Raw genomic sequence first — 25,361 nt, forward strand, 5'->3', positions numbered from 1 at the left:
CCCCACGCGCGTGTCCTGTCGGTGTTACGAACCGTCAGGAACCGGCTCACACCTCCGGGGTGACGATCCATTCGCCGCGCCGCATGACGCCCTTGACGTCGAACGCGGCGTCGAGGACGACCAGGTCGGCGTACTTGCCGGGCTCCAGCGAGCCGATCTCGCCGTACAGGCCGATCAGCCTGGCCGGGTTCGCGGAGATCGCCTGGACCACGGACTCCACCGGCAGCCGGTCCAGGGTCACCGACCGCTTGAAGGCGGTGTCCAGGGTGAGGGTCGAACCGGCGATGGAGCCGCCCTCCACGAGCCGGGCCACACCCTCCTTGACCTCGACCTCCAGCGGGCCGAGGTGGTAGGTCCCGTCGCCGAAGCCGGCCGCGTCCATCGCGTCGGTGATCAGCGCCACCCGGTGCGCGCCGGCGTGGTGGAAGGCCAGCTCCAGCATGGCCGGGTGCAGGTGCACGCCGTCGTTGATCAGCTCGACGGTGACCCGCTCGTCCTCCAGCAGCGCCGCGATGGGGCCCGGGGCTCGGTGCTCCAGGCCCGGCATGGCGTTGTAGAGGTGGGTGGCCACGGTCGCACCCGCGTCGATGGCCTGGCGCGTCTGCTCGTACGTGGAGTCCGTGTGGCCGATGGCCGCGATGACCCCGTGCTCGGCGAGGAGCCGTACGGAGTCCAGGCCGCCCGGCAGCTCGGTGGCGAGGGTGAACATCCGGGCGGCGCCCTGCGCGGCGTCGATCAGCTTGCGGACCTCGGCCGGGTCGGGGTCGCGCAGCAGCTCCTCCTTGTGCGCGCCCTTGCGGCAGGGGTTGATGAACGGCCCCTCGAAGTGGATGCCCGCGATCTCGCCCTGCTGGGTCAGCTCGGCGAGCAGCCCGGCGCGGCGGGCGAGTTCGTCCAGGTCACCGGTGACGGTGGAGGCGACCAGGGTGGTGGTGCCGTGCTCGCGGTGCGTCCGTACGCCCTTGAGGACCTCCTCGGGGGTGCCGGAGGTGAAGGAGGCGCCGCCGCCGCCGTGGTTGTGCACGTCGACGAAGCCGGGGACGACCCAGTGCCCGGTCAGGTCCAGGACGTCCGCGCCCTCCCGGGCGCTGCCGGCGATGCGGGCGCCGTCGACGATGACCCGGCCGTTGGCGACGGTTCCGGTGGGCAGCACCACCCTGGCGCCGGAGAGAACGGTGCTGTGAGCGCTTCCGGACATCAGGCGGGTACCTCCGTGGCGAGTAGGTCCCAGGCGAGCAGCCCTGCGCCCAGGCATCCGGCCGTGTCCCCGAGGGCCGCCGGAACGATGTCCGGCAGCCGCTGGAACGTCACGCGCTCCTCGACGGCCGTCCGTAGTGGTGTGAACAAGGTTTCCCCGGCCTCGGCCAGCCCGCCACCGATGATCAGCGTGCGCGGGTCCAGCAGGGTGATCGCGGTGACCAGGCCGTCGGCGAGCGCGCCGACGGCCGCCAGCCAGACCTCGCGGGCCCGCTCATCGCCGGCCTCGACGGCCTCGGCGCACTGCGCGGCGTCCGCCGCGGGGTCGCCACAGGCCGCCGCCCACGCGCGGGAGACGGCGGAGGCGGAGGCGAGGGTCTCCAGGCAGCCGCGCTGGCCGCAGCCGCAGGCGGGGCCGCCGGGGCGCACCACGATGTGGCCGATCTCGCCCGCGTAGCCGTGGGCGCCGGCCTCGATGCGGCCGGCGATCCCGATGGCGCCGGCGATGCCGGTGCCCAGGGGGACGAAGAGGAAGCGGTCGGCGCCGCGGCCGGCGCCGATGCGGCCCTCGGCGAGGCCGCCCGTGCGGACGTCGTGGCCCAGGGCCACCGGGATGCCGCCGAGGCGTCTGCCGATCAGCTCGCGCAGGGGGACGTCGCGCCAGCCCAGGTTCGCCGCGTAGACGGCGATCCCGTTCTCGGCGTCGACGATGCCGGGTACGGCGACGCCGGCGGCCGAGGCGGGCCGCCCGAAGTGCTCCTCGCCGGTGCGCAGCAGCTCCGCGGCGAAGTCCTGGATCGTCTCGACGACGGCGTCGGGGCCCCGCTCGCGGCCGGTGGCGCGGCGCGCCTCGTGCAGCAGGGTGCCGTCGTCGGCGACGAGGGCGGCCTTCATCCCGGTGCCGCCCACATCGAGGGCGATGACGTGTTTCACGGGTTTCACAGGTGACAGTCTCGCGTGCTCGACGGGGAAAGGTCTAGTCCATTGGGAGGGATTGTTGAGTGGCCATACAAAATCGGGACCCCGGTCCGGATACGAAGCGGACACGGACCGCTCCAGGGATGTGGACCAGTCGCCAAAGTGGTGTAGACCTTACGTGGATCGTACGTACAACAAGGGGTGGAACGAGAACTGTGAAGCGCCGTTACCTGAGCCTGGCCGCCTCCGGCGCCGCACTCTGTCTGACGGGCGTGACGCTGACGGGCTGTGGAGCCGTCGACGGACTCGCCGGGGACAACGAGGTGACCCTGCGGGTCGTGGCGGCCGACTACGGGGACAATCCGCAGAACTCCTCCGCCATCTACTGGAAGGACCTCGGCGAGGCCTTCACGAAGGAGCACCCCGGCATCAAGGTCGAGGTCAGCGTCTTCAACTGGTCGGAGGTCGACGCCAAGGTCGCCGCGATGGTCAAGGCCGGCAAGGCCCCCGACATCGCCCAGATCGGCGCCTACGCCGACTACGCGGCCGACGGCAAGCTGTACACCGCGGACGAGCTGCTCTCCGTGAAGACCGAGGCGGACTTCCTGGCGCCGCTCGCCGACGCGGGCAAGGTCAGGCGGGTCCAGTACGGCCTGCCCTTCGTCGCCAGCACCCGGCTGCTCTTCTACAACGAGAAGCTGCTCGGCGACGCCGGCGTCGTCCCCAAGGACGGCAAGACCGCCTGGCAGCCGAAGAGCTGGAGCGAGCTGGAGGCCGCCGCGAAGAAGCTGAAGGGTTCGGGCGTCCCGACCCCCTTCGCGCTGCCGCTGGGCCGCGAGGAGGCCCAGGCCGAGACGATGATGTGGATGCTCGCGGGCGGCGGCGGCTACACGGACAACGAGGAGAACTACTCCCTCGACTCCCCCGACAACGCCAAAACGCTGGAGTTCCTGCGGGACAAGCTGGTCGGGCAGGGCCTGACCGGCTCGGTCGAGCCGGGCAAGCTGGACCGGCAGGCCGCCTTCGACGCCTTCGCGCGCGGCGAGGTCGGCATGCTCAACGGCCACCCGACGCTGCTCAAGCAGGCCGGCGACCGGGGCGTGAAGTTCGGCATGGTGGCCCTGCCGACCGCGGACGGCACCGAGCACCCGACGATGGGTGTCGCGGACTGGGTGATGGCCTTCAAGAACGGGCACCGCAAGGAGTCCGGCACGTTCCTCGACTACCTGTACGAGGCGAAGAACGTGACGGCCTTCACCGAGAAGTACGACCTGCTGCCGGTCACCACGAGCGGCTACCGGGCCGCCGAGGCGGGCACGAGCGGCTCCTCCCCGCAGCTCAAGACGTTCCTGGCGGCCCTGCCGAATTCCCGGCTCTACCCGGTCGGCAAGAAGTCCTGGGCGGGCGTGAGCGAGGACATCAAGCAGAAGATCGGCAAGACCGTGCAGCCGGGCGGCCAGCCCGCGAAGGTGCTGGAGGAGATCGCCATGGCGGCCCGCAAGGCCGACCCGAGCTGACCGGGAACGCCTCTCCGTCTGCCGGCCCGCCCGCCGGTTCACCGGCCCGCCCGGCGCGGGCCGGTGTCGGTGGGCGGCGTTAATCTGGCGGTATGACGGACGAGGGGCGGCTGACGGCCACGGAGGCCGAGGTGCTCGCGTACGAGGCCCGGACCTGGCCCGGACCCGGCGCCAAGGAGCGGGCGGTACGGGAGGGGCTGGGGATGACCCCGGTCCGGTACTACCAGCTGCTCAACGCGCTGATGGACGATGCCCGGGCGCTCGCCCACGCCCCGGGCACGGTGAACCGGCTGCGACGCATCCGTGAGGCCCAGCGGGCGCGGCGGTGACCGTACGGGGCTGGCCGGGACGTACGGGCACCGCGCCGTAGCCGTCGCCGGGCCAGCCCGTTAGGGTCGTCCGTATGGGGAGCCATCCGCACGACCTGCCGATGCCCGTCACCGCAGCCGGACGCGAGGGCCTGGAAGCCCTGCTCCGCGCGCCCCGCCGCTCCGTGGTCGCCCTCGACTTCGACGGCACGCTGGCCGACATCGTTCCCGACCCCGACCAGGCCCGCGCCCACCCCGGAGCCGTGCCGGCCCTGGCCGCGCTCGCCCCCGAGGTCGCCTCCGTGGCCGTGGTCACCGGCCGCCCGGCGGGCGTGGCCGTACGCTACGGCGGCTTCGCCGGCGTCCCCGGACTCGAACACCTCGTGGTCCTGGGGCACTACGGCGCCGAGCGCTGGGACGCCGTCACCGGCACCGTCCACGCCCCGGCCGAGCACCCCGGGGTCGCGGCGGTCCGGGCGGAGCTGCCGGGGTTCCTGGAGTCGATCGGGGCCTGGCGCGGTACCTGGATCGAGGAGAAGGGCCAGGCGCTGGCCGTCCACACCCGGCGCGCCGCCGACCCCGCCGCCGCCTTCGACGCCCTGCGCGAGCCGCTGGCCGACCTGGCCGCCCGGCACGGGCTGATGGTGGAGCCCGGCCGGGCCGTGCTTGAGCTGCGGCCCCCGGGCATGGACAAGGGCGTCGCGCTGACCGAGTTCCTGGAGGAGACCGGCGCCGAGGCGGTGCTGTACGCCGGGGACGACCTGGGCGACCTCGCCGCGTACGCCGCCGTCGAGAAGCGGCGGACCGACGGGCACCCGGGCCTGCTGGTGTGCAGCGGCTCCGCGGAGGTCCCGGAACTGGCCTCGCGGGCCGACATCGTCCTCGCCGGCCCCGCCGAGGTCGTCGCCCTGCTGGCCGCCCTGGCGGACGCGCTGCGGTCCTGACCCCCGCGCCGGTGCGCGCGGTTCCGGGGGCCCGCCCCGGAACCCGCGCCGCGCCGGCGGGTCAGGACTCCGGGGTGTCCAGGGCGTCCAGCTGGGCGCGGAACCAGGCCGCCGGGGGCAGCGCCGTGGCCGCCGCCGCCAGCCGCTTCGTACGCTCCGCGCGCTCCGGCTCCGGCATGCTCAGCGCCTCGTTCAGGGCCTCCGCCGTCCGCGACACGTCGAACGGGTTCACCGTCAGGGCGTGGTCGCGGAGCTCCTCGTACGCCCCCGCGCCCGTCGACAGCACCAGCGCGCAGCCCGCCTCCGACACCACCGGGATCTCCTTCGCCACCAGGTTCATCCCGTCGCGCACCGGGTTCACCAGGGCCACGTCCGCCAGCCGGTACGCCGCCAGCGAGCGCGCGAAGTCGTCCTTCACCGACACCAGCACCGGCTCCCAGCCCTCCGCGGCGAACTCCGCGTTGATCTCCGCCGCCAGCTCCGCCACCGCCGCCGTGTAGTCCCGGTACACCTTCAGGTCCTGCCGCGACGGGTACGCGGAGGCCAGATGCACCACCCGGCCGCGCCACTCGGGGTGGACCGTCAGCAGCTCCCGGTAGGCCAGCAGCCCGCGCAGGATGTTCTTCGACAGCTCCGTGCGGTCCACCCGGACGACCGTCTTGCGGTCCCCGACCTCCGCCCGCAGCTCCGCCAGCTTCGCGTCGACCTCGGGCCGGTGCGCGAGTGCCCGCAGGTCGTCCCCGTCCACGCCCAGGGGGAAGGCGGTCACCTCGGTGAAGCGGGGCTCCTCCGGCCGCTCCTCGCGCCGCCCGTCCACAGGGCTGCGGCGGTGCCGCACCCCGCTGGGACCGGCGGCCGGCCAGAAGCCCTCCGCCACACCGCTCGCGTCGTCGGCCTGCGCCCCCGCGACGAAGTTCCGCGCCCACTCGCCCGTGTGGAAGCCCAGCACGTCCGCGCCGAGCATTCCCCACACCAGCTGCTGGCGGACGTCGTCGGGGAGCATGCCGAGGAATTCGGGCGAGGCCCACGGCGTGTGCGTGAAGTGCGCGATCCGCAGGTCCGGCCGCAGCTCGCGCAACTGCCCCGGGACCAGCGCCAGGTGGTAGTCCTGCACCAGGACGCGGGCGCCGGGCGCCGCCTCCTGCGCGAGGGCCTGCGCGAAGGCGCGGTTGTACTCGGTGTACGAGTCCCACTGGCGGCGGAACCGCGCGTCGAAGACCGGCTCGCGCGGGACGTCGTACAGGTGGTGGTGGGTGAACCAGAGCACGGAGTTCGCGATGCCGTTGTACGCGTCGTCGTACACCGTGGGATCGATGTCCAGCATCCGGACGCCCGGCTCGGAGACGCCCCGGCGCACCGCCTCCCGGTCGGCGTCCGAGAGCGCCGAGCAGATCCACAGCGCGTCCGGCTGCTCCGCGAGGGCCGCGGAGAGCCCGGAGACGAGTCCGCCCCCGCCGCGGCGGGCGCTGAGCTCCCCGTCGTCGGAGAGGGCGTAGGAGAGCGGGCCGCGGTTCGCTGCAACGAGTACCTGAGAAGCCATGCCGCCAACCTAGCCGGGCCCGGCTCCCCTCAAACCGCCTGATTCGTCACGCCACGCGGCGTACGGCGTACTCCTCGACCTCGCGCATCGGCGGCCGCTCCTCGGTGTCCACCGCGTAGGTGCGCGGCACGAAGCCGTCCGGGCCCCGCTCGAACTGCGTCAGCTCCGGCCGTACGAGGTGCCCGCGCGAGAGCCGCAGCTGCGCCGTGCGGTAGATCGCCGCGGCCATCCGGCCCAGCGCCTGCCCGTCCTGGTGGCGGTGGACCCGTACGCCCACGTCGACCTGGGCCAGCGCGTCCAGCCCGACGGTGTGCAGCGCGTCCACCAGCAGGCCCAGCTCGACCCCGTACCCGACGGGGAAGGGGAGGCGCTCCAGCAGCGAGCGCCGCACGGCGTACTCGCCGCCCAGCGGCTGGACGAAGCCCGCCAGCTGCGGCCAGTGGAGGTTGAGCAGGGGCCGGGCGACCAGCTCCGTCACCCGCCCGCCCTGGCCCGGCGCGTCGCCCAGCGGGCGGTCGTACATCGCCTTGACGAACTGCACGTCGGGGTCGGTCAGCAGCGGTCCCACGATGCCGGAGACGAAGGAGGCCGAGAAGTCCCGCAGGTCGGCGTCGACGAAGCACACGACGTCCCCGGTCGTGGCCAGCAGCGAACGCCACAGCACCTCGCCCTTGCCGGGCAGCGCCGGGATGCGGGGCAGGATCGCGTCGCGGTGCTCCACCCGGGCGCCGGCCTTCGCCGCCACCTCCGCGGTCCGGTCGGCGGAGCCCGAGTCGACGACGAGGAGTTCGTCCACGAGGGGGACGGGCAGCCCCTCCATCAGCTCGCGCCGGATCACCTCGACGATCTCGCCGACCGTCGCCTCCTCGTCGAGTGCGGGCAGCACCACGCTGACCGTGACGCCCGTCGCCCGCTTCCGTTCGATCAGCTGGGCGAGCGGTCGGTCGGCGGCGGCCCAGGAGCGCTCGGCCAGCCAGCGCTCCACCTCTTCCAGCACTCTCGGCACTCCCTGGTTACTCGGCGGTATAAGCCGAAATGTGATCCATCTCGCGGTTCGGACGGCTGTCTCAACCACCCGGACCTTCCGTTACAGTCTTGAACAACGCGAAGCACCACCGCATGCCGGGGGTGCTCGCCCACAAATGCCCGGACGCGCCAAGAGCGCGCGGCCCGGTGCCATACCGCTCATCCAGAGGGGCAGAGGGACACGGCCCGTTGAAGCCCCGGCAACCCTCCAGTCGGTTCTCGCGATGCGTTCTGCGCACACTCCGCGAGGTCCCCGGCTAGGGAAGGTGCCAATTCCGTCTCATGGCGAAGTGCGCCATGGGGAAGATGAGGAGAAAGGGCCTCGCCATCATGGCTGCACAGACTGAAACCACCTCTGTCGATCTCGGACCCGCCACCGGCCTTTCCTGTCGCGAGTGCGGTACCCGCTTCGAACTCGGCCCCATCTTCGCGTGCGTCGAGTGCTTCGGACCGCTGGAAGTCGCCTACGACCTTCCCACCGGTGACCCCGAGGCCCTGCGCGCCGCGATCGAGGCCGGCCCGAACAACATCTGGCGTTACGCGCCGCTGCTGCCCGTCCCCGCCGACGTGGCCTCCAAGCCGAGCCTGAACCCGGGCTTCACCAAGCTCGTGGACGCGGCCAACCTGGCCAAGGAGCTCGGCGTCACCGGCAAGCTCTACGTCAAGGACGACTCCGGCAACCCGACGCACTCCTTCAAGGACCGCGTCGTGGCCATCGCCGTCGAGGCGGCCCGCGCCTTCGGCTTCACCACGCTCTCCTGCTCCTCCACCGGCAACCTGGCCGGCGCCGTCGGCGCCGCGGCCGCCCGCGCCGGCTTCCGCTCCTGCGTGTTCATCCCGCACGACCTGGAACAGGGCAAGGTCGTCATGGCCGGTGTCTACGGCGGCGACCTCGTCGGCATCGAAGGCAACTACGACGACGTCAACCGCTTCTGCTCCGAGCTCATCGGCGACCCGCTCGGCGAGGGCTGGGGCTTCGTCAACGTCAACCTGCGTCCGTACTACGGCGAGGGCTCCAAGACCCTCGCGTACGAGATCTGCGAGCAGCTCGGCTGGCAGCTGCCCGACCAGCTGGTCATCCCGATCGCCTCCGGCTCGCAGCTGACGAAGATCGACAAGGGCCTCCAGGAGCTGATCAAGCTCGGTCTGGTGGAGGACAAGCCGTACAAGATCTTCGGCGCCCAGGCCGAGGGCTGCTCCCCGGTCTCGACCGCCTTCAAGGCCGGTCTCGACGTGGTCCGCCCGCAGAAGCCGAACACCATCGCCAAGTCCCTGGCGATCGGCAACCCGGCGGACGGCCCGTACGTCCTGGACATCGCGCGGCGCACCGGCGGCTTCGTCGACGACGTCAACGACGAGCAGGTCGTCGAGGCCATCAAGATCCTGGCGCAGACCGAGGGCATCTTCGCCGAGACCGCGGGCGGCGTGACCGTCGGCGTCACGAAGAAGCTGATCGAGGCCGGGCACCTCGACCCGGCGCTGACCACCGTCATCCTGAACACCGGTGACGGCCTCAAGACCCTGGAGGCGGTGGCCGCGGACAGCGGGCAGACCGCCACCATCCGCCCGAGCCTGGACGCCTTCCGCGCCGCCGGCCTGGTCTGATCCTCCCTCGCACACCGGAAAGGCAGTAGCGCCATGAGCGTCAACGTCCGCATCCCCACCATTCTGCGCACCTACACCGGCGGCAAGGCCGAGGTCTCCGCCGAGGGCGCGAACCTGGCCGAGGTCATCGACTCGCTGGAGAAGAGCCACCCGGGCATCGCCGCGCGCGTCCTGGACGACCAGGGCAAGCTCCGCCGTTTCGTGAACGTCTACGTGAACGACGACGACGTGCGCTTCGAGGGAGGCCTGGAGGCCGTCACCCCGGACGGCGCCGGCGTCTCGATCATCCCGGCCGTCGCGGGCGGTTGCTGACCGACCGTGCGGTGACACGCAAAACCGAAATTGCCCCCTCCGCTAATAAGCGGAGGGGGCAATTCTGCTTGATTGGGCGCGGTAGGGTTGGGGAAGTCCCCTCCGCTGTTCTTGCCCGCCGCATATGAACGGGTCGCGTGAGGGTCGACATCGGGTCAATGTGCGAGTGCGCTATGGGGCTTTGGCGAGAGATGCCGGGCCCGAGTTGCCCTGGAATATGCCAAATTTTCACTCTTTTTCAATGTTTCCAGGTGGCCGGAATTCTCGTCGGATTGACCTGTTGCAGACAGCACCGGCGCGGATACATTCAGCCTCGGTCGACGCGTTCCGACGCAAGTTCTGACCCGGGATCGCGAAGTGCGTTCCTGCGCAAGGGCCAGTAATAGGGGAGTTAGGCATGGCTCAGGGCACCGTCAAGTGGTTCAACGCGGAGAAGGGCTACGGCTTCATCGCGGTCGACGGTGGCGCGGATGTGTTCGTCCACTACAGCGCCATCCAGATGGACGGTTACCGCACCCTTGAAGAGGGTCAGCGGGTCGAGTTCGAGATCTCGCAGGGCCAGAAGGGGCCGCAGGCGGACATGGTCAAGCTCGCGGCCGCCGGCTAGTCCCCACGCGATCGACCAGCGACGCACACGTACGGCGTGCACGGTCGTACCGACGTACGACGTATGTATGACGTGCGAGGCACTACGAGGGGCCCACATCCTGGACAAGGGATGTGGGCCCCTCGTGCGTCCGGCCCGCACGACCCGTGCGGCGCCTGCTTCTTCCGGGGGTGTTGACCGAAGCCGCTTGCACTCGAGGGTGCCGAGTGCTAATCATTGGCGTTAGCACTCTCCCGGTGAGAGTGCTACTAAAACGAGGACCGGGTCGGTGAGGCCCGCAGCGTCCGGCGGGAAGGAACCGCCGGTCGCGCAGGCCGTCCGTCGCGGGCGCGGGCGCGGTCCGGAGCAATCCACCCCTGTCCGGGAGGACCACTTCAGATGGCCAAGATCATTGCGTTCAACGAGGAGGCCCGGCGCGGTCTCGAGCGTGGGATGAACCAGCTCGCCGACGCCGTCAAGGTCACCCTTGGCCCCAAGGGTCGCAACGTCGTCCTTGAGAAGAAGTGGGGCGCCCCCACGATCACCAACGATGGTGTCTCCATCGCCAAGGAGATCGAGCTCGAGGACCCGTACGAGAAGATCGGCGCCGAGCTGGTCAAGGAAGTCGCCAAGAAGACGGACGACGTCGCCGGCGACGGTACGACCACCGCCACCGTGCTGGCCCAGGCCCTCGTCCGCGAGGGTCTGCGCAACGTAGCCGCCGGCGCCAACCCGATGGCCCTCAAGCGTGGTATCGAGAAGGCCGTCGAGGCCGTCTCCGCCGCCCTGCTTGCCCAGGCCAAGGACGTCGAGACCAAGGAGCAGATCGCCTCCACGGCCTCCATCTCCGCCGCCGACACCCAGATCGGCGAGCTCATCGCCGAGGCGATGGACAAGGTCGGCAAGGAAGGCGTCATCACGGTCGAGGAGTCGCAGACCTTCGGTCTGGAGCTCGAGCTCACCGAGGGCATGCGCTTCGACAAGGGCTACATCTCGGCGTACTTCGCCACCGACATGGAGCGCATGGAGTCGTCCCTCGACGACCCGTACATCCTGATCGTCAACTCCAAGATCGGCTCGGTCAAGGACCTGCTGCCCCTCCTGGAGAAGGTCATGCAGTCCGGCAAGCCGCTGCTGATCATCGCCGAGGACGTCGAGGGCGAGGCCCTGTCGACCCTGGTCGTCAACAAGATCCGCGGCACCTTCAAGTCCGTCGCCGTCAAGGCCCCGGGCTTCGGCGACCGCCGCAAGGCCATGCTCGGTGACATCGCCATCCTCACGGGCGGCACGGTCATCTCCGAGGAGGTCGGCCTCAAGCTGGAGAACGCCGGTCTCGACCTGCTGGGCCGCGCCCGCAAGGTCGTCATCACCAAGGACGAGACCACCATCGTCGACGGTGCCGGCGACAGCGACCAGGTTGCCGGTCGCGTCAACCAGATCCGCGTCGAGATCGAGAACTCCGACTCGGACTACGACCGCGAGAAGCTCCAGGAGCGCCTCGCGAAGCTGGCCGGCGGCGTGGCCGTCATCAAGGCCGGTGCCGCGACCGAGGTCGAGCTCAAGGAGCGCAAGCACCGCATCGAGGACGCCGTTCGCAACGCGAAGGCGGCCGTCGAGGAGGGCATCGTCGCCGGTGGCGGCGTGGCCCTGCTGCAGGCCTCCGCGGTCTTCGACAAGCTGGAGCTCACGGGTGACGAGGCGACCGGCGCTGCCGCCGTCAAGCTCGCCCTGGAAGCCCCGCTGAAGCAGATCGCCGTCAACGCCGGCCTCGAGGGTGGCGTCGTCGTGGAGAAGGTCCGCAACCTGACCCCGGGCTGGGGTCTGAACGCGGCCACCGGCGAGTACGTCGACCTCATCGCCGAGGGCATCATCGACCCGGCGAAGGTGACGCGCTCCGCGCTGCAGAACGCCGCGTCGATCGCCGCGCTGTTCCTGACGACCGAGGCCGTCATCGCCGACAAGCCCGAGAAGGCCGGTGCCCCCGCGGGCGGCGGCATGCCGGGTGGTGACATGGACTTCTGATCGGCCCCGGCTGATCGGCTGTTCTCGAACGAGGGCGGCACCCCCCGCGGGGGGGTGCCGCCCTCGGGCGTTTCCCCGGCCGCCTGGAGCGGGGGACGTGATCGGCCGGGTCAGAGCTGCTTGAGGAAGTACACGTCCTCGTGGCCGCCCGGGAAGCCGGGGACGCGGGCCGTCTCCACGTAGCCGTGGCGGGCGTAGAAGGCCGGGGCCTGGAAGGTGAACGACGAGACGAGGACGGTCGCGCAGCCGCGCCGGCGGGCCTCGTCCTCGGCGGCTGCCAGCAGCCTGCCGCCCCAGCCGTCGCCGCGGCTGTCCTCGCGCACCCAGGTCAAGCCGATGCCCGCCCGGTCGCCCCAGCTCCAGCCGCTGAGCCCGGCGACGAGCGCGCCGTCCGCGTCCGTGACCCGGACGGTGAACTCGGACTGCTCGTGTCCCGCCGTCGCCGCCTGGTTGAAGGCGTCGAGCTCCTTGCCGAGCCGTGCGTCGAGACCGCCGTCCGCGCCGCCTGTGGTGATCTCCACCCCGTTGTCCTTCATCGGGCCATTCTGCGGCCCGCGCCCGCGCCGCCACGAACGGTTTCCGGGGCCTCCCGGGTCAGAACCCGGAGGAGTCGATGACGCAGCCGAACGGTTCCGGGACGTGCAGGGGCTCGCCGAAGGACACCGTGGTGCGGGAGCGGTAGCCGTGCGGGGAGGGGTCAGAGAAGCAGGTGATCTCCGAGCCCTGCATGTCGACGACCAGGTAGACCGGCACGAGCAGGCCGTAGACATCGAGCTTGTCGGTCCAGTCCGCGTCCTTCGTGGAAACGGAGGTGAACTCCCCGACCAGGGAAAGGGCCGCCCCGTCCGCGTGGCGGCCGTCCGCTTCGAAGGCCGCTTCGTCGGCGACGAAGAGATCGGGACCGTAGGCGCGGGCCGCCGAGGGGAACCGGAAGAGGAAGGGGGAGGTCTCGACGATGTGCCCGTCCGGAGCCTCGGCGTCCAGCTGCCTGCGCAGGGCACGCATGGGGCGGACGTAGCGCGGCTTGGACCACGGCGACACGACGATCTTCCCCCGGATGAGCTCGGCCTTGAAGCCGTCCGGCGTGTTCATCTCCTCGACGGTGCGCAGGAGGCTCTCGAATGTCGGAGGTGCCGACAGTGTGGTGTCTATCGGTGTGGCCCGCTCGGTCATGGTGGTCACCGTGGTCCTCCGCATGGCGTGCGTGCTGTACCGGGCCGGGGCCCGTGTCTCAGATCAGGCTAGCGCCGGGGCCGGGGCCGGGGCCGGGGCCGTGCCCGGTCCTCGGGACGGAGTGCCGTGGGGCGGGCGGGTTTGGTTGACTCGGGGGATGAGCGAGAGCAGCGCACCCTTCGTCAAGATCTGCGGCCTCAAGAACGCGCGCGACGTCGAGGCGGCCGTGGCCGCGGGGGCGGGCGCCGTCGGGTTCGTGTTCGCCCCGGGCAGCCCGCGTACGGTCGACGCCGCGACCGCGCGCGCCCTCGCGGCGGAGGTGCCGCCGGGGGTGCTCACCGTCGGGGTGTTCCGGGGGCAGTCGGTGGCGGAGGTCCGCCGGTTCACCGAGGAGAGCGGCGTACGGGGCGTCCAGCTGCACGGGGAGGAGGGCCCCGAGGACTTCGCGGCGCTGCGGGCCGCGGGCCGGACGCTGCTGCGGGCCACCGCGGAGCACGTCCGGCGGTGCGGGGAGTACGGTGAGGACCTGCTGCTGATCGACGCGCCGGACCCGGGCTCCGGCAAGCCCTGGAACTGGGGTTCCGCGGAGTTCACGGCGCCGGAGGGCCGCTGGCTCCTGGCGGGCGGACTGACCCCCGGCAACGTCCGGGAGGCCCTGGAAACCACGGGAGCGTGGGGCGTGGACGTCTCCAGTGGAGTCGAGGGGGAGCGCGGAGTGAAGTCCCCGGCGCTCATCGACGCCTTCGTGCGCGCGGCGCACGCTTCTGCTCGCTGAAAGCGTTCGTGCGATTACTCTCCGCGAGAACCGGAGGTTGGGCCGGTTTCCGGCGGGCAAAGCACTGTCATGCTCTCGGACACGCTCGGATGGCTGCGGCGCCTGACAAGCCGCCTCGTTCCTGAGGGCGGTGGAGGCGTGCCCGTGTTCGCGCCGCGCCGCACTCCCGTCTTCACCGCCGACTTCGCCTCCACCTCCCAGTGGGTCGCCGGCCGCTCGTGGGCGTATCCCGGCGGCGGCCCGGTCAACCCGAACGACAACAAGCTGGACCACCTCGTCGCCGACCCCGCCTACAGCCGCGGCGGGGTCTTCAGGGCGACCCTGCGCCCCGACGGCAACTGGGACGCCGGCCTGCTCACCACCGAGGGCAGCGACGGCGGGTTCATGGCGCGCACCGGCGACGTGCTGGAGGCCCGGGTGAGGCTCCCGGTGGAGCGCGGGGCGTGGCCCGCGATCTGGACCTGGCGGGACGGCGGGCAGGAGATCGACGTCTTCGAGTACCACCCCGACAACCCGGACCTGCTGGAGCTGTCCAACCACGTCCGCGAGGGCCACCGCTACCACCGCGACCCGTCGGTGCGGCCCGGCGGGTGGGTCGACCTGAAGGTCGAGTTCGGGAGGAACTCGGTCGTCTGGTGGGTGAACGGCGCCCGCGTCTTCAGCGACGGCCGGGGCGTAGGCCGGAACTGGCGCGCGTACCTCATCGTCAACCTCTCGGTCTCGGCGGGCCGTTACCACCCGGCGCCGGATCCGGGGGCCACGGAGATGTCGTACGAGGTGTCGGCACTGCGGGTGTACCGGCGCTAGTCCGTTTCGTCCGGAACACCCGGTGGACGGGGGCGGCGCGGCGCGGAGACAGCTGCGTGCGCCCCCCCGATCGTGGGACGTTGGATGGAGCGGCCCCCGGGCCGCTGATCCGTCTGTCTACGCTCACGCTCATGGGCCACGGGAGAGGGGACCCGGGATGACCGCAGCCATGGTCGAACCCGGCGGGAGTGCAGATGGCCGTGCGTGGGAGTACCTGCTGCAGAGCTGGCGTGAGCTGGACGTGCCGGAGGGCTGGCGCGCCGAGATCGACGGAGGGCGGATCACCTTGGTGTCGACGCGGACGTCAGTGATCCGGTGGACGCGGCCGACGCGCTGCTCGTCGTGGAGATCACCCCCGGGAGCAACGCCGAAGACGACTGGAAGAAGAAGCTCTGGGCCTACGCCCATGCCCCGGTGCCGGTCTATCTGCTGATCGGCCGCTTCGACGAGCACGGGCCCACGGCCACGCTGTTCACCGGGCCCGGGAACGGCGCCTACCGGCACGCCGAACGGGTGGCCTTCGGTGAAGCGCTGAAGTTCCCCGAGCCGTTCTCGGTGACGTTGGAGACGGAGCACTTCCCCCGCTGACCCGCCGACAGGCCCCCGTTCCCGCCCGGGGCCGGCCGGCGGGTGGGAAGCGGGCCGTCGTGCCGTCAGCTGATCCCGGAGCCGGACGCGGTGCCGTCCGCCTCGACGGACCGTACGAGGGCGGAGGTCGCCCGGAGGTCTTCGACCTGCTCGGGGGAGAGGCGGGCGGCGAAGCCGTTCAGGGCGTCGCGGTACACGTGGATCGGGGTGATCCCGTAGGCGTCGGCCACGATGCCCGGGTCGAGGCCCGGGTGGACGGTGACGATGTACGTGGGGTGGTCGACGGCGGGGGCCGTGACGCGGGACCCGGGTACCGGCTCGGCGGCGGCCGCGGCCGCCAGGACGACGGCGGCCAGGGGTACGCCGGCTCGGCTCAGGGGGGTGCGCATGGGGCCGAGGGCATCACGCCGGGCGGGGCCGGTCAACGACCGCCCGGGGTGCGGCGGGGTCACGGGGAGCGCACCCGCCGCGCGCCCCCTGGGGTGGCGGGAGGCCGTACGGGTGATCCTGCCGGGCGGCCGCCGCACCGTACGCGTCCGGGGGCAGCCTTGGCGGCGCAGGGGATGAACGTTTCCGCAGCCGGCGTATCCGGCGCATCCGCGCGCGCGGCGCCCGACCGGCCGCCGGGCGGGCTGGTTCAACCCTCCGCCGGGTGGCACTGATGGAACCGAGGGCCGCCCCCACGGGTGCACCTGATGCCGCGGGGGCGGCTCACCCATGCCACCCCCACCCCGTCCGGGAGCTTCCTCCATGCACCTGCTCGCCCGTGTGGCCACCGCAGCCCTCCTCGCGATGACCCCGGCCCTGGCCGGGACGGCGTCCGCCGCTGCTCCGGAGCCGACTCCGGCGCCGCTCAAGACCGCCGCCAACGCCGTGCCCGGCCGGTACATCGTGACGCTCGACAAGGGGGTGGACGCGGCGCAGGCGGCGAAGAGGCTGGGCCTGAAGCCGTCGTTCCTCTACACCTCGGCGCTCAACGGCTTCGCCGTTCCGCTGACCCCGCTCCAGCTGACGATCGTCCGCAACAGCCCGGGCGTGAAGGCGGTCGAGGAGGACGCCAAGGTGCAGTCCGTCCCGAGGCGGAGCACCGCCCCCGGCACCCGTGCGCCGGCGAGCTCGTGGGGACTGGACCGCATCGACCAGCGGAACCTGCCGCTCGACAGCGACTTCACCGTCCAGGGCAACGGCGCGGGGGTGACCGCCTACATCCTCGACACCGGCATCGACCACCAGCACGCGGAGTTCGGCGGGCCCGACGCCACCCGGGCCGCCTTCGGCTTCGACGCCGTCGACGACGGTCGCAACGGCCAGGACTGCAACGGCCACGGCACGCACGTCGCGGGCACGGTGGCGGGCCAGACGTACGGGGTGGCCCGCAAGGCGAGCCTGGTCAGCGTGCGCGTCCTCGGCTGCGACGGCCAGGGCACGGTCTCGGGGATCCTCGCGGGCCTGGACTGGGTGGCGAAGAACGCCGAGCAGCCGGCCGTACTGAACGCCTCCCTGGGCGGGGACCGGTCCGATGCCGTGGACAACGCCGCCAACGCCGTGACCGACGCGGGCGTGCTGCCGGTCGTCGCCGCAGGCAACTCCGCGAAGGACGCCTGCCTGGTCTCCCCAGCCGGTGCGGCGAAGGTGCTGACGGTGGCGGCTTCCAACAAGTGGGACGAGGAGACCTCCTTCTCCAACCACGGCACGTGCGTCTCCCTCTACGCGCCCGGCGAGGCCATCGTCTCCGCGCAGCTCGGAGGCGGCAGCGTCGCCCTCGACGGCACGTCGATGGCCGCGCCGCACGTCACGGGTGTGGCCGCCCTCTACAAGGCCAAGAACCCCTCGGCGGCTCCGGGTGACATCGCCGGGTTCCTCAGTGAGGAGTCCACCAAGGACGTCCTGACCAGTGTCAGCAAGGGGACCTCCAACGAGCTGCTCTACCTCGGCGGTCTCTGACCCGGACCGCGTGGAGCCGTCCCGGCCTCCCGTTCAGTCGGTGCGCAGGCGGGCGTGGAGGTGCTCGTCGTGCCAGCCGTCCGCGTGCAGGAGCGCGCCGCGCATGACGCCCTCCGGGGGGAACCCGGCCCGCAGGGCGACGACGCAGGAGGCCGGGTTGCGCACGGAGTGGGTGATGCGCAGGCGGTGCAGGCCCAGGGTCTCGAAGGCCCAGCGGCTGACGAGGTCGGTGGCCCGGGCCATGACCCCGGCGCCGCGGCCGGCGGGCAGCAGCCAGTACAGGAACTCGGCGCTGCCGCCCGCGAGGTCGACGTCCCCCAGCCCGACCAGGCCGAAGGCCTGGCCGCCCTGGGCCGGGGCCACGGCCCAGACCACGCCCTCCTCGGCCTGCCTGCGGGCCTCCCAGCGGGCGATCCGCGCCACCGCTCCGGCCTCGTCGAGCAGGCTCGGGCGGTTCCAGAACCGGATGTCCGGGTCGTAGCAGGCCTCGACCAACGCGGGTGCGTCGTAAGCGGTCCAGGGGCGCAGGTGCAGTCCGCCGGTGCCGGGGAGGTAGAACTCCGGCTGGGGCAGGGCGGCCAGTCGGCCGGCGGGGACCACAGGGGGTATCGCGTCGCTCATGAGCGCATCCTGCCGGACCCGCGCGGCCGGGCGGGAATCGAGCGGGGCGGCTGTCGGCCGGGGTGGCCGGAGGGCGTCGCGGACGGCCCGACCGCCGATGCGCGGGGACGGGCCGGGCCGCGGTCGTGCGGAGCGCGGAGAGGAGCGCCCGGGCGGGGGCCTGTCGCCGTCGAGGCCCCCGCCGGGGTGCGGGGGCCGTGGGGTGCGGGTCAGGCCAGGGCCGGCTGCTTGTCCGGGTCCTGGTCCGCGGACGGGGTGGGCTCCGGGGCGGTGTTGAGGTCGGCCAGCATCTGCCGCGTGAAGCCGAAGAAGTAGGTGGCGGCGAAGCCCACCAGGTAGCCGACCGCCAGGCCGCCCCCGTAGATCGCGAGGGTGGCGCCCATGCCCGACGTGCCGTCCAGGAGCGGGAAGAGGGCCCAGCCCGAGGGGCCGATGGCGGTCGAGCCGAAGCCCACGCCCAGCTGGTTGAAGAGGCCGACGAAGGCCCCGCCGACCGCGCCGCCGACGCAGGCGGTGACGAACGGGCGGCCCAGCGGCAGCGAGACGCCGTAGATCAGCGGTTCGCCGACGCCCAGGAACCCGGCCGGGAGCGCGGACTTGATGGTGGAGCGCAGGGAGCCGTTGTGCGGCAGCTTGTAGTAGACGGCGACGGCCGCGCCGACCTGCCCCGCGCCCGCCATGGCGAGGATGGGCAGCAGGACGGTGTACCCGGACTGCTCGATGAGCGTGGTGTGGATGGGGATCAGGGCCTGGTGCAGGCCCAGCATCACCAGCGGGAGGAACAGCCCGCCCAGGACCAGCCCGGCGAAGGCGCCGCCGGTGGCGAGGAGCCAGTCGGCGAAGGTGCCGATGGCGGTGGAGGCCTCACCGGCGAGGAACATCAGGCCGAAGAGGGTGACCAGGCCCGAGATCAGGACCGTGAGGGTCGGCGTGACCAGGACGTCCAGTGCCTCGGGGACCCACTTGCGGCACCACTTCTCGACGTACACGGCGAGCACGGCCGCGGCGAGCGCGCCGAGGACGCCGCCCTGGCCGGGCTTGAGTTCCAGTCCGAAGGCGGTGACCTTCGCGACGCCCGGGAAGACGATGATCGCGGCGACCGCGCCGCCCAGGATCGGCGTACCGCCGAACTCCTTGGCCGTGTTGTAACCGACGAACACCGCGATCAGCGACATGAAGCCGGAGGCGATCGCGGCGAGGGCCGGGACCAGGGCGGGCAGCCAGCCCAGGTTCGTCAGCAGGCCGTTCAGGCCCGCGATGACGCCGCAGCCGATCAGGGCGGGGATGAGCGGGACGAAGATGTTCGCGATGCGGCGCAGGAACAGCTTGAAGGGGGTGGCGTTCCTGGCCTTGCGGGCCTCCTTCAACGCCGCGCCCTGCGAAGCCAGTTCGCCGGCCGTCACGGGGTGGCCGCCGGCGGGCGCGGGGGCGGACGCCGCCTGCGCCGCGGCCGGCGCGGCCGAGCGGCCCTCCGCGACGAGCGCCTCGAACTCCGGGGTGACCCGGGCGACGGTGCCCGGCCCCAGCACGATCTGGTAGGTGTCGTCCTCGACGACGCCCATGACGGCCGGGAGGGCCTTGAGGGCCTCCTCCTGGACCAGGCTCCGGTCGCGCAGACCGATGCGCAGGCGGGTCATGCAGTGCGCGATCGAGGTGATGTTGTCCGGGCCGCCGACCAGAGGAAGGATCGCGGCGGCTGTGGCGCGGTTCTTGTCAGTGGACATGCTGGGGTTCGCCTTGCGTCGGGGGTGCGGGCGGGGGCGGGGGTAGGCGTTCAGGAGGCCGCGGCGAGCGCGGCGCGCAGGTGGCCCCGCGAGGACGCGAGCAGCTCGGCGGCCTTCGGGCCGTCGACGCCGCCGAGGACGACGAGGATGGCGTTCTTCACCTCGCCGCCGGTGGCCGTCAGCGCGGCCTCGATCTCCTCGTCGGGCGCGCCGGTGGCCAGGGCCACGATGCGGCGGGCGCGGGCGCGCAGCTTCTCGTTGGAGGAGCGCATGTCGACCATCAGGTTCCCGTACGTCTTCCCGAGCCGGATCATCGTCACCGTCGAGATCAGATTGAGTACGAGCTTCTGCGCGGTACCGGCCTTCAACCGGGTGGACCCGGTGAGCAGTTCGGGCCCCACGACCACCTCGATGCCGTGCTCGGCGGCCGCGGCGAGCGCCGAGCCCGCGTTGCAGGACAGCCCGAGCGTGAGCGCGCCGCGCGTACGGGCGAACTGGACGGCGCCGATCGCGTACGGGGTGCGCCCGGAGGCGGAGACGCCGACCACGGTGTCGTCGGGGCCGAGTCCCAGCGCGGTGAGGTCCTCGGCGGCCAGCTCCCGGGAGTCCTCGGCGCCCTCGACGGCCTTGACCATGGCCGAGGGGCCGCCCGCGATCAGGCCGACGACCTCCGCCGGGTCGGTGTTGAAGGTGGGCGGGCACTCGCTGGCGTCCAGCACGCCCATCCGGCCCGCGGTGCCGGCTCCCGCGTAGACGAGCCGGCCGCCGCGCGCCATCCGCTCGGCGATCGCGTCGATCGCGGCGGCGATCTCCGGCAGCTGCCCGGCGACGGCGGCCGGGACGGTGGCGTCCTCGGCGTTCATCAGGCGGGCGATCTCAAGGGTGGACAGCCGGTCGACCTCGGCCAGTTCGGGGCGGAAGGCCTCGGTGGTCAGGGTCTCCAGCTGGGCGCGGAGGGCGGCGTACGCGGTCATGGTCGGGCTCCTAGCGGGCGGTGCTGCTGCGCTTGTTGGTCGGTACGGAGGTCTGGTGGCGGGGGGCGAGCGCCTCGTACGAGGCGGCGAGGGCGGGTGCGGCGGTCTCGTACGTCCGCTGCGCCACGCCGACGAACAGGCAGTCGACGACGAGGAGCTGGCTGGTCCGGCTGGACATGGCGGCCGGGCGCAGCTGGGTCTCGCGGGCGGCGGACGTGGCCAGGACGTGGTCGGCGTAGTGGGCGACGGGGGCGTTCGGGCGGCCGGTCAGCGCGATGGTGGTGGCGCCGCGCTCGAAGGCCGTACGGAGGGGCTCGATGACGTCGCCCGTGGAGCCGGAGTGGGTGACGGCGACGGCGACGTCGCCGGGGCGCAGCAGGACGGCGTTGGTGACGGCGAGGTGGGTGTCCTGGTGGGCGTGGGCGATCAGGCCGATGCGGAGCAGCTTCTGGGCGAGGTCCTGGCCGACGAGGGCGGAGGCGCCGACGCCGTAGATGTCGATGCGCCGGGCGGTCGCGAGGGCGGTGACGGCGCCGGCCAACTGGGTCAGGTCGAGCCCGGCGGCGGTGTCGGCGAGGGTCTGCGCCTCCTCGTGGGCGAGCTTGGCGACGACGTCCGCGAGGGGGTCGTCGACGGCTATGTCGACGGTGACGGCGGGCGCGGCGCCGGACTCCTGCTGTGCGGCGAGCGCGGCCAGTGCGAGGCGCAGGTCGCGGTAGCCGGGGTAGCCGAGGAGGCGGGCGGTGCGGACGACGGTGGCTTCGCTGGTGCCGGTGTGCTTGGCGAGGGCCGAGACGGTGAGCTGCGCGCAGCCGGCCGGGTCGGAGGCGACGGCCTCGGCGACGGCCTGCATGGAGCGGGTCATGGAGGGGCCGAGACTGCGGACCCGGGCCCGGAGGGCGGAGGGTGCGGGAGTGGAGGGGGGAGCCGGGACGGCCGGGGCCGGGGGGGCCGAAGGGACCAAGGGGGCCGAGTGGGCCGAGGGGGAGGCCGGCGTGGGGGGCGCGTCCGGTCTGAAAGTTTCTTTCGCGTTCTCGCTCACGTCTGAAACCTATTTTCAGCGGAGCCCGGACGTCAAGACGCCATTCGTCGCGGGCAGGAAGGGACCTTCGCCACACGCCCCGCACGGGTTCACAATGGGGCCATGGAACACGCACCCCCGCTGGAGCAGGCGCTGCACGTCGCCCGCGCCCTCGTACTCGCCGACCTCGCCGCGGCCGAGGTCGCCGAGGCCGACGTCGTCTCCCTCGTCGAGGACTCGGTCACGCACCGCCGGTGGTGGGTGGAGCAGTGGCCGCAGGGGGCCGGCTTCCTTCCCGGACTCGTCGCCCAGGACGTCCAGGACGCGCTGCTGGAGAAGTACGGCCGCTGGCCGCTGTGCCCGGTCTGCGGCCACGGCGACCCGCACGCGCTGGACGTGGACCCCGAGCTGGGCCCGGACCCGCACTGGGTGTGCCCGGAGGCGGGCGTCAGGGTCGCCGCGGTGGGCGGCCTCGGCCCGGTCCTGAGGCCGGGCCGGTGAGGCGCCGGTGACGGTGTACATCGACCCGCCCACCTGGCCGGGCCACGGCCGCATGTGGTCGCACCTGGTCAGCGACGTCTCGTACGAGGAACTGCACGCCTTCGCGGCGTCCATAGGCTGCCCGCCCCGGGCCTTCGAGCGCGACCACTACGACGTGCCGTCGTACCGGTACGCGGACGCGGTCGGCGCGGGCGCGGTGGAGATCGGCAGCAAGGAACTGGTCCGCCGCCTCACGGACGCGGGCCTGCGCCGCCCGAAGGGCCGCCCGCTGTAACCGTCCCCCGAACGCCACGGCCGGGGCGCGCGGCCCCTCCCCGTACGGTCTGCGCTCAGGCGTGGGCGGGCTGTTCCACCGGGGTCGCGGTGCCCGGGCCCTGGGCGATCACGCGGGTCGCACGAAGCGGCGTGCGGCGGTCCAGGCGCAGGGCGATGACGGTCAGGGCGATGGCGGTGACCGTCATGGCGGCGCCCGCCCAGGCGGTGGCGGAGAAGCCGAGGTCCGCGTCGATCACGGTGCCGCCGAGCCAGGGGCCGCCGGTGTTGCCGAGGTTGAAGGCGGCGGTGGTGGTGGCGCCGGCCAGGGTCGGGGCGGCGCCGGCCACGTTGAACATGCGGGCGTTGAGCGCCGGAGCGGTGAAGAAGGCGGAGAAGCCGAGCAGGAACGACAGCGCGATCGCCGCGGCCGCGGTCCCGGCCAGCAGGGCGAGCGCGGCCAGGAAGACGGTCGAGGCGGTGATGCCCCAGAGCATCACGCCGAACAGGTGCGCGTCGGCGACCCGGCCGCCGATGGTGGTGCCGACGAGCGCGCCGAGGCCGAAGAGGCCGAGGATCCACGGGACCCACTGCGAGTCCAGCCCGGCCACGTCCGTCAGCAGCGGCGAGAGGTAGCTGAACGCGCAGAAGACGCCGCCCGCGGCCAGGGCCGTGATGCCGATGGCCAGCCACACCTGGCGGTCGCGGTAGATGCGCAGCTCGCGCCCGAGGCGCGGCTTCTCGGCGGGCAGCGGGATCTTCGGGATCAGCACCAGGATGCCGGCCAGCGCGATCGCGGAGGCGGCGCCCACCGACCAGAACGCGGAGCGCCAGCCGAGGTGCTCGCCGAGGAAGGCGCCGGCGGGGACGCCCAGCACGTTGGCGATGGACAGGCCGCCGATCATGACGGCCATGGCGCGGGCCCGCTGGTCCTTGTCGACCATGGCGATGGCGACGGCCGCGCCGACCGCCCAGAAGCCCGCGCAGGCGAGGGCCGAGACGACGCGCGAGGCGAAGAGCAGCTCGTACGAGGGGGCCAGTGCACCCGCGACCTGCCCGAGGCCGAAGAGGCTGATGAGGGAGACGAGGGTGGTGCGCCGCGGCAGCCGCAGGGTGGCCACGGCCAGCAGCGGCGCCCCGATGACCATGCCGATCGCGAAGGCGGATATCAGCAGGCCCGCCTGCGGGATGGTGACGCCCATGTCCTCGGCGATCGGTGGCAGCAGCCCGGAGAGCATGAATTCACTGGTGCCGAGTGCGAAGACGGATAGGCCGAGGACGTAGACGGCGACGGGCATGCGGGGGCGTGCGGCTGCTACGGGCATGCCTGGCACCAACCACCGCGAACGTGCTCGAATTCCCCGTTCGTGTGTCGGCTGCGTGACATCTGCGGCGGAACGGGCGCCCCGGCCGCGGCGCCTCAGGCCGTCAGCGCGGCGAGCTCCGCGGCGAGGTTGGCGCGGGCCGGCGCCTCCCAGTGCGCGGCCCCGTACGGGGTGCGGAAGAGCCGGGGCAGGTCCAGGAGCCGGCGCAGGACGGCCGCGCGGCCGTCGCGGAAGGCGTCGTCGGGGACGAACCCGTACTCGGCGCGGACGGCGGCCGCGTAGGCGGCGTACGCCGGCCCGTCGCCCGCGAGGACGGCCAGGTCGGCGTCGCACAGCGCCTCGCCGTTGGTGTCCCCGGGGGCGGGGTCGTGGGTGACGGTGAGGCGGACCAGCCGCGCCGTCTCGGCGGTGCGCGCCGGGTCCACGCCGAGCTCGGGGAGGGCGCGCTCGGCCATGGCGGCGCTGCGCTCCTCGTTCTCGGAGCGGTCGGGCCGGTAGACGGCGTCGTGGAACCAGGCGGCGAGCTCGACGGCGGCCGGGTCGGCGGCGTGCGGCGCCAGTACGTCGATCCGCGCCAGTACGTCGGCCAGGTGCGCGGTGGTGTGGTAGGTGCGCTGGGGCTCCGCCCAGGCGGCGAGGAGGCGGTCGGCGTACGGGTCGGGGTCGCGGTCGGCGGGGGCTCCGGCGGCGGCGGTGGTGGCCCGCCAGCGGGCGCGGAGGGCGGCCGTGTCGGGGCGCGGGGTGCCTGTGTCCATGCGCACATTGTGGGGGTGGCGTGATTGTGCTGGTGGTGCCAGGGGCGGGCCCGTACCCTCAATATTGGACTAGACCTATTTTCCACTCTGACCGCATGCGCCCCGACCGGGCCGTCGGGTCACCCGAGCAGCTTTCCGAAGGATGGATCGAATGAGCAACCGTGCGCTCCTGGAGGTGATCGCCCTCGACGCGGAGGACGCGGTCGCGGCCCAGGCCGGTGGGGCGGACCGACTCGAACTGGTCACCGACATGGCCGCCGACGGGCTCACCCCGCCGCGCGAGACCTTCGCGGCGATCAGGGCCGCGGTCGACATCCCGCTGCGCGTCATGCTGCGCACGACGGACGGGTTCGCGGCGGGCGACGCCGAGCTCCTGCTGACGGCCGCGCGGGAGCTGCGGTCGGAAGGGGCGACCGAGTTCGTCCTCGGCTTCCTGAACCCCGACGGCACCCCGGACCTCGCGGCTGTCGAGGCCGTGGTGGCGGAGCTGGACGGCTGCCGCTGGACCTTCCACCGGGCGATCGACCGGGCGGCGGACCGGGACCAGCTGCGCAAGGCCCTCGCCGAGCCGGTGCCCGCCGGACCGGACACCTACCTGACGGCGGGCTCCGCGGCCGGCGTGGACGAGGGCCTGCCGGTGCTGCTGGCCGAGGCGGCGCGGCGGGGCGAGCCCGGGTACGAGGCGCGGATCCTGGTCGGCGGCGGCCTGGCGCTGTCGCACCTGCCGGTGCTGCGCGAGGCCGGCGTGGACGCGTTCCACATCGGCGGGGCGGCGCGCCCCGACGGGTGGGGACGCCCGGTGTCGGCGGCCGCGGTGGCGCGGTGGCGGTCGGCCCTGGACTGACGCCGGGAACGGCGGCCCGAGGCGGGCAGAGGCGCGCCGGGAACGGCGGGCCGGGCGGGCCGGGGGCCGGACCGGGCCGTAC

The 25,361-nt window shown here is 72.8% G+C and carries 27 protein-coding genes and 1 riboswitch; of the genes, 14 read left to right on the plus strand and 13 right to left on the minus strand.

What is annotated here, in order from left to right:
• Nucleotides 1–46: 46 nt before the first annotated feature.
• On the minus strand, nucleotides 47–1,198 hold the full coding sequence (nagA, locus tag ACFWTC_RS21240) for an N-acetylglucosamine-6-phosphate deacetylase (RefSeq protein WP_383917034.1): 1,152 nt from the start codon (nucleotides 1,196–1,198) through the stop codon (nucleotides 47–49).
• Nucleotides 1,198–2,130 carry an ROK family protein gene (locus ACFWTC_RS21245; RefSeq protein WP_383917073.1) on the minus strand — a complete coding sequence of 311 codons (933 nt, stop codon included), beginning with the start codon at nucleotides 2,128–2,130 and terminating at the stop codon, nucleotides 1,198–1,200. The genes nagA and ACFWTC_RS21245 overlap by 1 nt, the downstream gene beginning before the upstream one ends.
• 215 nt (nucleotides 2,131–2,345) lie before the next feature.
• On the opposite strand from ACFWTC_RS21245, the gene ACFWTC_RS21250 reads away from it, so the two are divergent.
• The 3 genes from ACFWTC_RS21250 (at nucleotide 2,346) to otsB (ending at nucleotide 4,884) form a co-directional block, all read left to right on the plus strand.
• A complete protein-coding gene (locus ACFWTC_RS21250; protein WP_383917070.1) occupies nucleotides 2,346–3,632 on the plus strand; it encodes an extracellular solute-binding protein in 1,287 nt (428 codons plus the stop codon).
• 92 nt (nucleotides 3,633–3,724) lie between these two features.
• The gene (locus ACFWTC_RS21255) at nucleotides 3,725–3,961 is read left to right on the plus strand and encodes a DUF3263 domain-containing protein (RefSeq protein ID WP_384028134.1); all 237 of its coding nucleotides are present in this window, start codon (nucleotides 3,725–3,727) and stop codon (nucleotides 3,959–3,961) included.
• Between the two features lie 74 nt (nucleotides 3,962–4,035).
• Nucleotides 4,036–4,884 (plus strand): trehalose-phosphatase, encoded by an 849-nt coding sequence (otsB, locus tag ACFWTC_RS21260; RefSeq protein ID WP_267724548.1) that lies wholly within the window; start codon nucleotides 4,036–4,038, stop codon nucleotides 4,882–4,884.
• A gap of 61 nt (nucleotides 4,885–4,945) precedes the next feature.
• On the opposite strand, the gene ACFWTC_RS21265 is transcribed toward otsB, so the two are convergent.
• Nucleotides 4,946–6,424 (minus strand): trehalose-6-phosphate synthase, encoded by a 1,479-nt coding sequence (locus ACFWTC_RS21265; RefSeq protein ID WP_384028135.1) that lies wholly within the window; start codon nucleotides 6,422–6,424, stop codon nucleotides 4,946–4,948.
• Between the two features lie 46 nt (nucleotides 6,425–6,470).
• Nucleotides 6,471–7,421, minus strand: coding sequence for a glucosyl-3-phosphoglycerate synthase (locus ACFWTC_RS21270; RefSeq protein ID WP_383917028.1), 951 nt, complete (start codon nucleotides 7,419–7,421; stop codon nucleotides 6,471–6,473).
• Between the two features lie 185 nt (nucleotides 7,422–7,606).
• Nucleotides 7,607–7,763: riboswitch (SAM riboswitch) on the plus strand.
• Between ACFWTC_RS21270 and thrC the strand changes: the two genes are divergently transcribed.
• The 4 genes from thrC (at nucleotide 7,757) to groL (ending at nucleotide 11,975) form a co-directional block, all read left to right on the plus strand.
• Nucleotides 7,757–9,055 (plus strand): threonine synthase, encoded by a 1,299-nt coding sequence (thrC, locus tag ACFWTC_RS21275; protein WP_383917025.1) that lies wholly within the window; start codon nucleotides 7,757–7,759, stop codon nucleotides 9,053–9,055. (Overlaps the previous riboswitch by 7 nt.)
• A 33-nt stretch (nucleotides 9,056–9,088) precedes the next feature.
• Nucleotides 9,089–9,367: a MoaD/ThiS family protein gene (locus tag ACFWTC_RS21280; RefSeq protein ID WP_383917022.1), complete on the plus strand. Its 279-nt coding sequence runs from the start codon at nucleotides 9,089–9,091 to the stop codon at nucleotides 9,365–9,367.
• A 397-nt stretch (nucleotides 9,368–9,764) separates the two neighbouring features.
• Nucleotides 9,765–9,974 (plus strand): cold-shock protein, encoded by a 210-nt coding sequence (locus ACFWTC_RS21285; protein WP_030232479.1) that lies wholly within the window; start codon nucleotides 9,765–9,767, stop codon nucleotides 9,972–9,974.
• 378 nt (nucleotides 9,975–10,352) lie between these two features.
• Nucleotides 10,353–11,975, plus strand: coding sequence for a chaperonin GroEL (gene groL / locus ACFWTC_RS21290; protein WP_383917019.1), 1,623 nt, complete (start codon nucleotides 10,353–10,355; stop codon nucleotides 11,973–11,975).
• Nucleotides 11,976–12,085: 110 nt separating this feature from the next.
• On the opposite strand, the gene ACFWTC_RS21295 is transcribed toward groL, so the two are convergent.
• A complete protein-coding gene (locus ACFWTC_RS21295) occupies nucleotides 12,086–12,511 on the minus strand; it encodes a GNAT family N-acetyltransferase (protein WP_383917016.1) in 426 nt (141 codons plus the stop codon).
• Between the two features lie 58 nt (nucleotides 12,512–12,569).
• On the minus strand, nucleotides 12,570–13,148 hold the full coding sequence (locus tag ACFWTC_RS21300; protein WP_383917067.1) for a Uma2 family endonuclease: 579 nt from the start codon (nucleotides 13,146–13,148) through the stop codon (nucleotides 12,570–12,572).
• Nucleotides 13,149–13,305: 157 nt separating this feature from the next.
• Between ACFWTC_RS21300 and ACFWTC_RS21305 the strand changes: the two genes are divergently transcribed.
• The 3 genes from ACFWTC_RS21305 (at nucleotide 13,306) to ACFWTC_RS21315 (ending at nucleotide 15,318) form a co-directional block, all read left to right on the plus strand.
• On the plus strand, nucleotides 13,306–13,923 hold the full coding sequence (locus ACFWTC_RS21305; RefSeq protein WP_383917012.1) for a phosphoribosylanthranilate isomerase: 618 nt from the start codon (nucleotides 13,306–13,308) through the stop codon (nucleotides 13,921–13,923).
• A gap of 144 nt (nucleotides 13,924–14,067) precedes the next feature.
• The gene (locus tag ACFWTC_RS21310) at nucleotides 14,068–14,730 is read left to right on the plus strand and encodes a beta-glucanase (RefSeq protein WP_384028136.1); all 663 of its coding nucleotides are present in this window, start codon (nucleotides 14,068–14,070) and stop codon (nucleotides 14,728–14,730) included.
• 315 nt (nucleotides 14,731–15,045) lie between these two features.
• Nucleotides 15,046–15,318 carry a Uma2 family endonuclease gene (locus ACFWTC_RS21315; protein WP_383917006.1) on the plus strand — a complete coding sequence of 91 codons (273 nt, stop codon included), beginning with the start codon at nucleotides 15,046–15,048 and terminating at the stop codon, nucleotides 15,316–15,318.
• A gap of 65 nt (nucleotides 15,319–15,383) precedes the next feature.
• Here ACFWTC_RS21315 and ACFWTC_RS21320 read toward each other — a convergent pair whose 3' ends face one another.
• The gene (locus ACFWTC_RS21320) at nucleotides 15,384–15,707 is read right to left on the minus strand and encodes a protease inhibitor I9 family protein (protein WP_383917004.1); all 324 of its coding nucleotides are present in this window, start codon (nucleotides 15,705–15,707) and stop codon (nucleotides 15,384–15,386) included.
• Between the two features lie 361 nt (nucleotides 15,708–16,068).
• Here ACFWTC_RS21320 and ACFWTC_RS21325 point away from each other — a divergent pair, with 361 nt between their 5' ends.
• Nucleotides 16,069–17,262, plus strand: coding sequence for a S8 family peptidase (locus ACFWTC_RS21325; RefSeq protein WP_383917001.1), 1,194 nt, complete (start codon nucleotides 16,069–16,071; stop codon nucleotides 17,260–17,262).
• Between the two features lie 33 nt (nucleotides 17,263–17,295).
• Here the strand turns inward: ACFWTC_RS21325 and ACFWTC_RS21330 are convergent, their stop codons facing one another.
• From ACFWTC_RS21330 to ACFWTC_RS21345, 4 genes are all read right to left on the minus strand, one after another.
• A complete protein-coding gene (locus ACFWTC_RS21330; RefSeq protein ID WP_383916998.1) occupies nucleotides 17,296–17,883 on the minus strand; it encodes a GNAT family N-acetyltransferase in 588 nt (195 codons plus the stop codon).
• Nucleotides 17,884–18,092: 209 nt separating this feature from the next.
• Complete coding sequence (locus ACFWTC_RS21335) at nucleotides 18,093–19,607, minus strand: PTS transporter subunit EIIC (RefSeq protein ID WP_383916995.1); 1,515 nt, start codon at nucleotides 19,605–19,607, stop codon at nucleotides 18,093–18,095.
• 50 nt (nucleotides 19,608–19,657) lie between these two features.
• Complete coding sequence (gene murQ, locus ACFWTC_RS21340; protein ID WP_383916992.1) at nucleotides 19,658–20,581, minus strand: N-acetylmuramic acid 6-phosphate etherase; 924 nt, start codon at nucleotides 20,579–20,581, stop codon at nucleotides 19,658–19,660.
• A 10-nt stretch (nucleotides 20,582–20,591) separates the two neighbouring features.
• Complete coding sequence (locus ACFWTC_RS21345) at nucleotides 20,592–21,545, minus strand: MurR/RpiR family transcriptional regulator (RefSeq protein WP_383916989.1); 954 nt, start codon at nucleotides 21,543–21,545, stop codon at nucleotides 20,592–20,594.
• Nucleotides 21,546–21,725: 180 nt separating this feature from the next.
• Between ACFWTC_RS21345 and ACFWTC_RS21350 the strand changes: the two genes are divergently transcribed.
• Both ACFWTC_RS21350 and ACFWTC_RS21355 read left to right on the plus strand, forming a co-directional pair.
• Nucleotides 21,726–22,103 carry a hypothetical protein gene (locus tag ACFWTC_RS21350; protein ID WP_383916986.1) on the plus strand — a complete coding sequence of 126 codons (378 nt, stop codon included), beginning with the start codon at nucleotides 21,726–21,728 and terminating at the stop codon, nucleotides 22,101–22,103.
• Between the two features lie 7 nt (nucleotides 22,104–22,110).
• Nucleotides 22,111–22,377 (plus strand): DUF4031 domain-containing protein, encoded by a 267-nt coding sequence (locus tag ACFWTC_RS21355; protein WP_383916984.1) that lies wholly within the window; start codon nucleotides 22,111–22,113, stop codon nucleotides 22,375–22,377.
• Between the two features lie 55 nt (nucleotides 22,378–22,432).
• On the opposite strand, the gene ACFWTC_RS21360 is transcribed toward ACFWTC_RS21355, so the two are convergent.
• Complete coding sequence (locus tag ACFWTC_RS21360; protein ID WP_383917064.1) at nucleotides 22,433–23,653, minus strand: Cmx/CmrA family chloramphenicol efflux MFS transporter; 1,221 nt, start codon at nucleotides 23,651–23,653, stop codon at nucleotides 22,433–22,435.
• A 122-nt stretch (nucleotides 23,654–23,775) separates the two neighbouring features.
• Entirely contained in the window at nucleotides 23,776–24,435 is a 660-nt protein-coding gene (locus ACFWTC_RS21365) for a hypothetical protein (RefSeq protein ID WP_384028137.1), read from the minus strand.
• Nucleotides 24,436–24,586: 151 nt separating this feature from the next.
• Between ACFWTC_RS21365 and ACFWTC_RS21370 the strand changes: the two genes are divergently transcribed.
• The gene (locus ACFWTC_RS21370) at nucleotides 24,587–25,279 is read left to right on the plus strand and encodes a copper homeostasis protein CutC (protein WP_383916978.1); all 693 of its coding nucleotides are present in this window, start codon (nucleotides 24,587–24,589) and stop codon (nucleotides 25,277–25,279) included.
• The last annotated feature ends 82 nt before the right edge of the window (nucleotides 25,280–25,361 follow it).

Source organism: Streptomyces sp. NPDC058619, from assembly GCF_042717785.1.
Lineage (GTDB): Bacteria > Actinomycetota > Actinomycetes > Streptomycetales > Streptomycetaceae > Streptomyces.

Bases quoted from the DNA above. Each gene is read 5' to 3' on its own strand.
- ACFWTC_RS21280 (WP_383917022.1), top strand. From the start codon at position 9,089: ATGAGCGTCAACGTCCGCATCCCCACCATTCTGCGCACCTACACCGGC.
- ACFWTC_RS21325 (WP_383917001.1), top strand. From the start codon at position 16,069: ATGCACCTGCTCGCCCGTGTGGCCACCGCAGCCCTCCTCGCGATGACC.
- otsB (WP_267724548.1), top strand. From the start codon at position 4,036: ATGGGGAGCCATCCGCACGACCTGCCGATGCCCGTCACCGCAGCCGGA.
- ACFWTC_RS21330 (WP_383916998.1), bottom strand. From the start codon at position 17,883: ATGAGCGACGCGATACCCCCTGTGGTCCCCGCCGGCCGACTGGCCGCC.
- ACFWTC_RS21285 (WP_030232479.1), top strand. From the start codon at position 9,765: ATGGCTCAGGGCACCGTCAAGTGGTTCAACGCGGAGAAGGGCTACGGC.
- ACFWTC_RS21300 (WP_383917067.1), bottom strand. From the start codon at position 13,148: ATGACCGAGCGGGCCACACCGATAGACACCACACTGTCGGCACCTCCG.
- ACFWTC_RS21365 (WP_384028137.1), bottom strand. From the start codon at position 24,435: ATGGACACAGGCACCCCGCGCCCCGACACGGCCGCCCTCCGCGCCCGC.
- ACFWTC_RS21255 (WP_384028134.1), top strand. From the start codon at position 3,725: ATGACGGACGAGGGGCGGCTGACGGCCACGGAGGCCGAGGTGCTCGCG.
- groL (WP_383917019.1), top strand. From the start codon at position 10,353: ATGGCCAAGATCATTGCGTTCAACGAGGAGGCCCGGCGCGGTCTCGAG.
- nagA (WP_383917034.1), bottom strand. From the start codon at position 1,198: ATGTCCGGAAGCGCTCACAGCACCGTTCTCTCCGGCGCCAGGGTGGTG.
- ACFWTC_RS21305 (WP_383917012.1), top strand. From the start codon at position 13,306: ATGAGCGAGAGCAGCGCACCCTTCGTCAAGATCTGCGGCCTCAAGAAC.
- ACFWTC_RS21335 (WP_383916995.1), bottom strand. From the start codon at position 19,607: ATGTCCACTGACAAGAACCGCGCCACAGCCGCCGCGATCCTTCCTCTG.
- ACFWTC_RS21360 (WP_383917064.1), bottom strand. From the start codon at position 23,653: ATGCCCGTCGCCGTCTACGTCCTCGGCCTATCCGTCTTCGCACTCGGC.
- ACFWTC_RS21295 (WP_383917016.1), bottom strand. From the start codon at position 12,511: ATGAAGGACAACGGGGTGGAGATCACCACAGGCGGCGCGGACGGCGGT.
- ACFWTC_RS21350 (WP_383916986.1), top strand. From the start codon at position 21,726: ATGGAACACGCACCCCCGCTGGAGCAGGCGCTGCACGTCGCCCGCGCC.
- murQ (WP_383916992.1), bottom strand. From the start codon at position 20,581: ATGACCGCGTACGCCGCCCTCCGCGCCCAGCTGGAGACCCTGACCACC.
- thrC (WP_383917025.1), top strand. From the start codon at position 7,757: ATGAGGAGAAAGGGCCTCGCCATCATGGCTGCACAGACTGAAACCACC.
- ACFWTC_RS21370 (WP_383916978.1), top strand. From the start codon at position 24,587: ATGAGCAACCGTGCGCTCCTGGAGGTGATCGCCCTCGACGCGGAGGAC.
- ACFWTC_RS21265 (WP_384028135.1), bottom strand. From the start codon at position 6,424: ATGGCTTCTCAGGTACTCGTTGCAGCGAACCGCGGCCCGCTCTCCTAC.
- ACFWTC_RS21320 (WP_383917004.1), bottom strand. From the start codon at position 15,707: ATGCGCACCCCCCTGAGCCGAGCCGGCGTACCCCTGGCCGCCGTCGTC.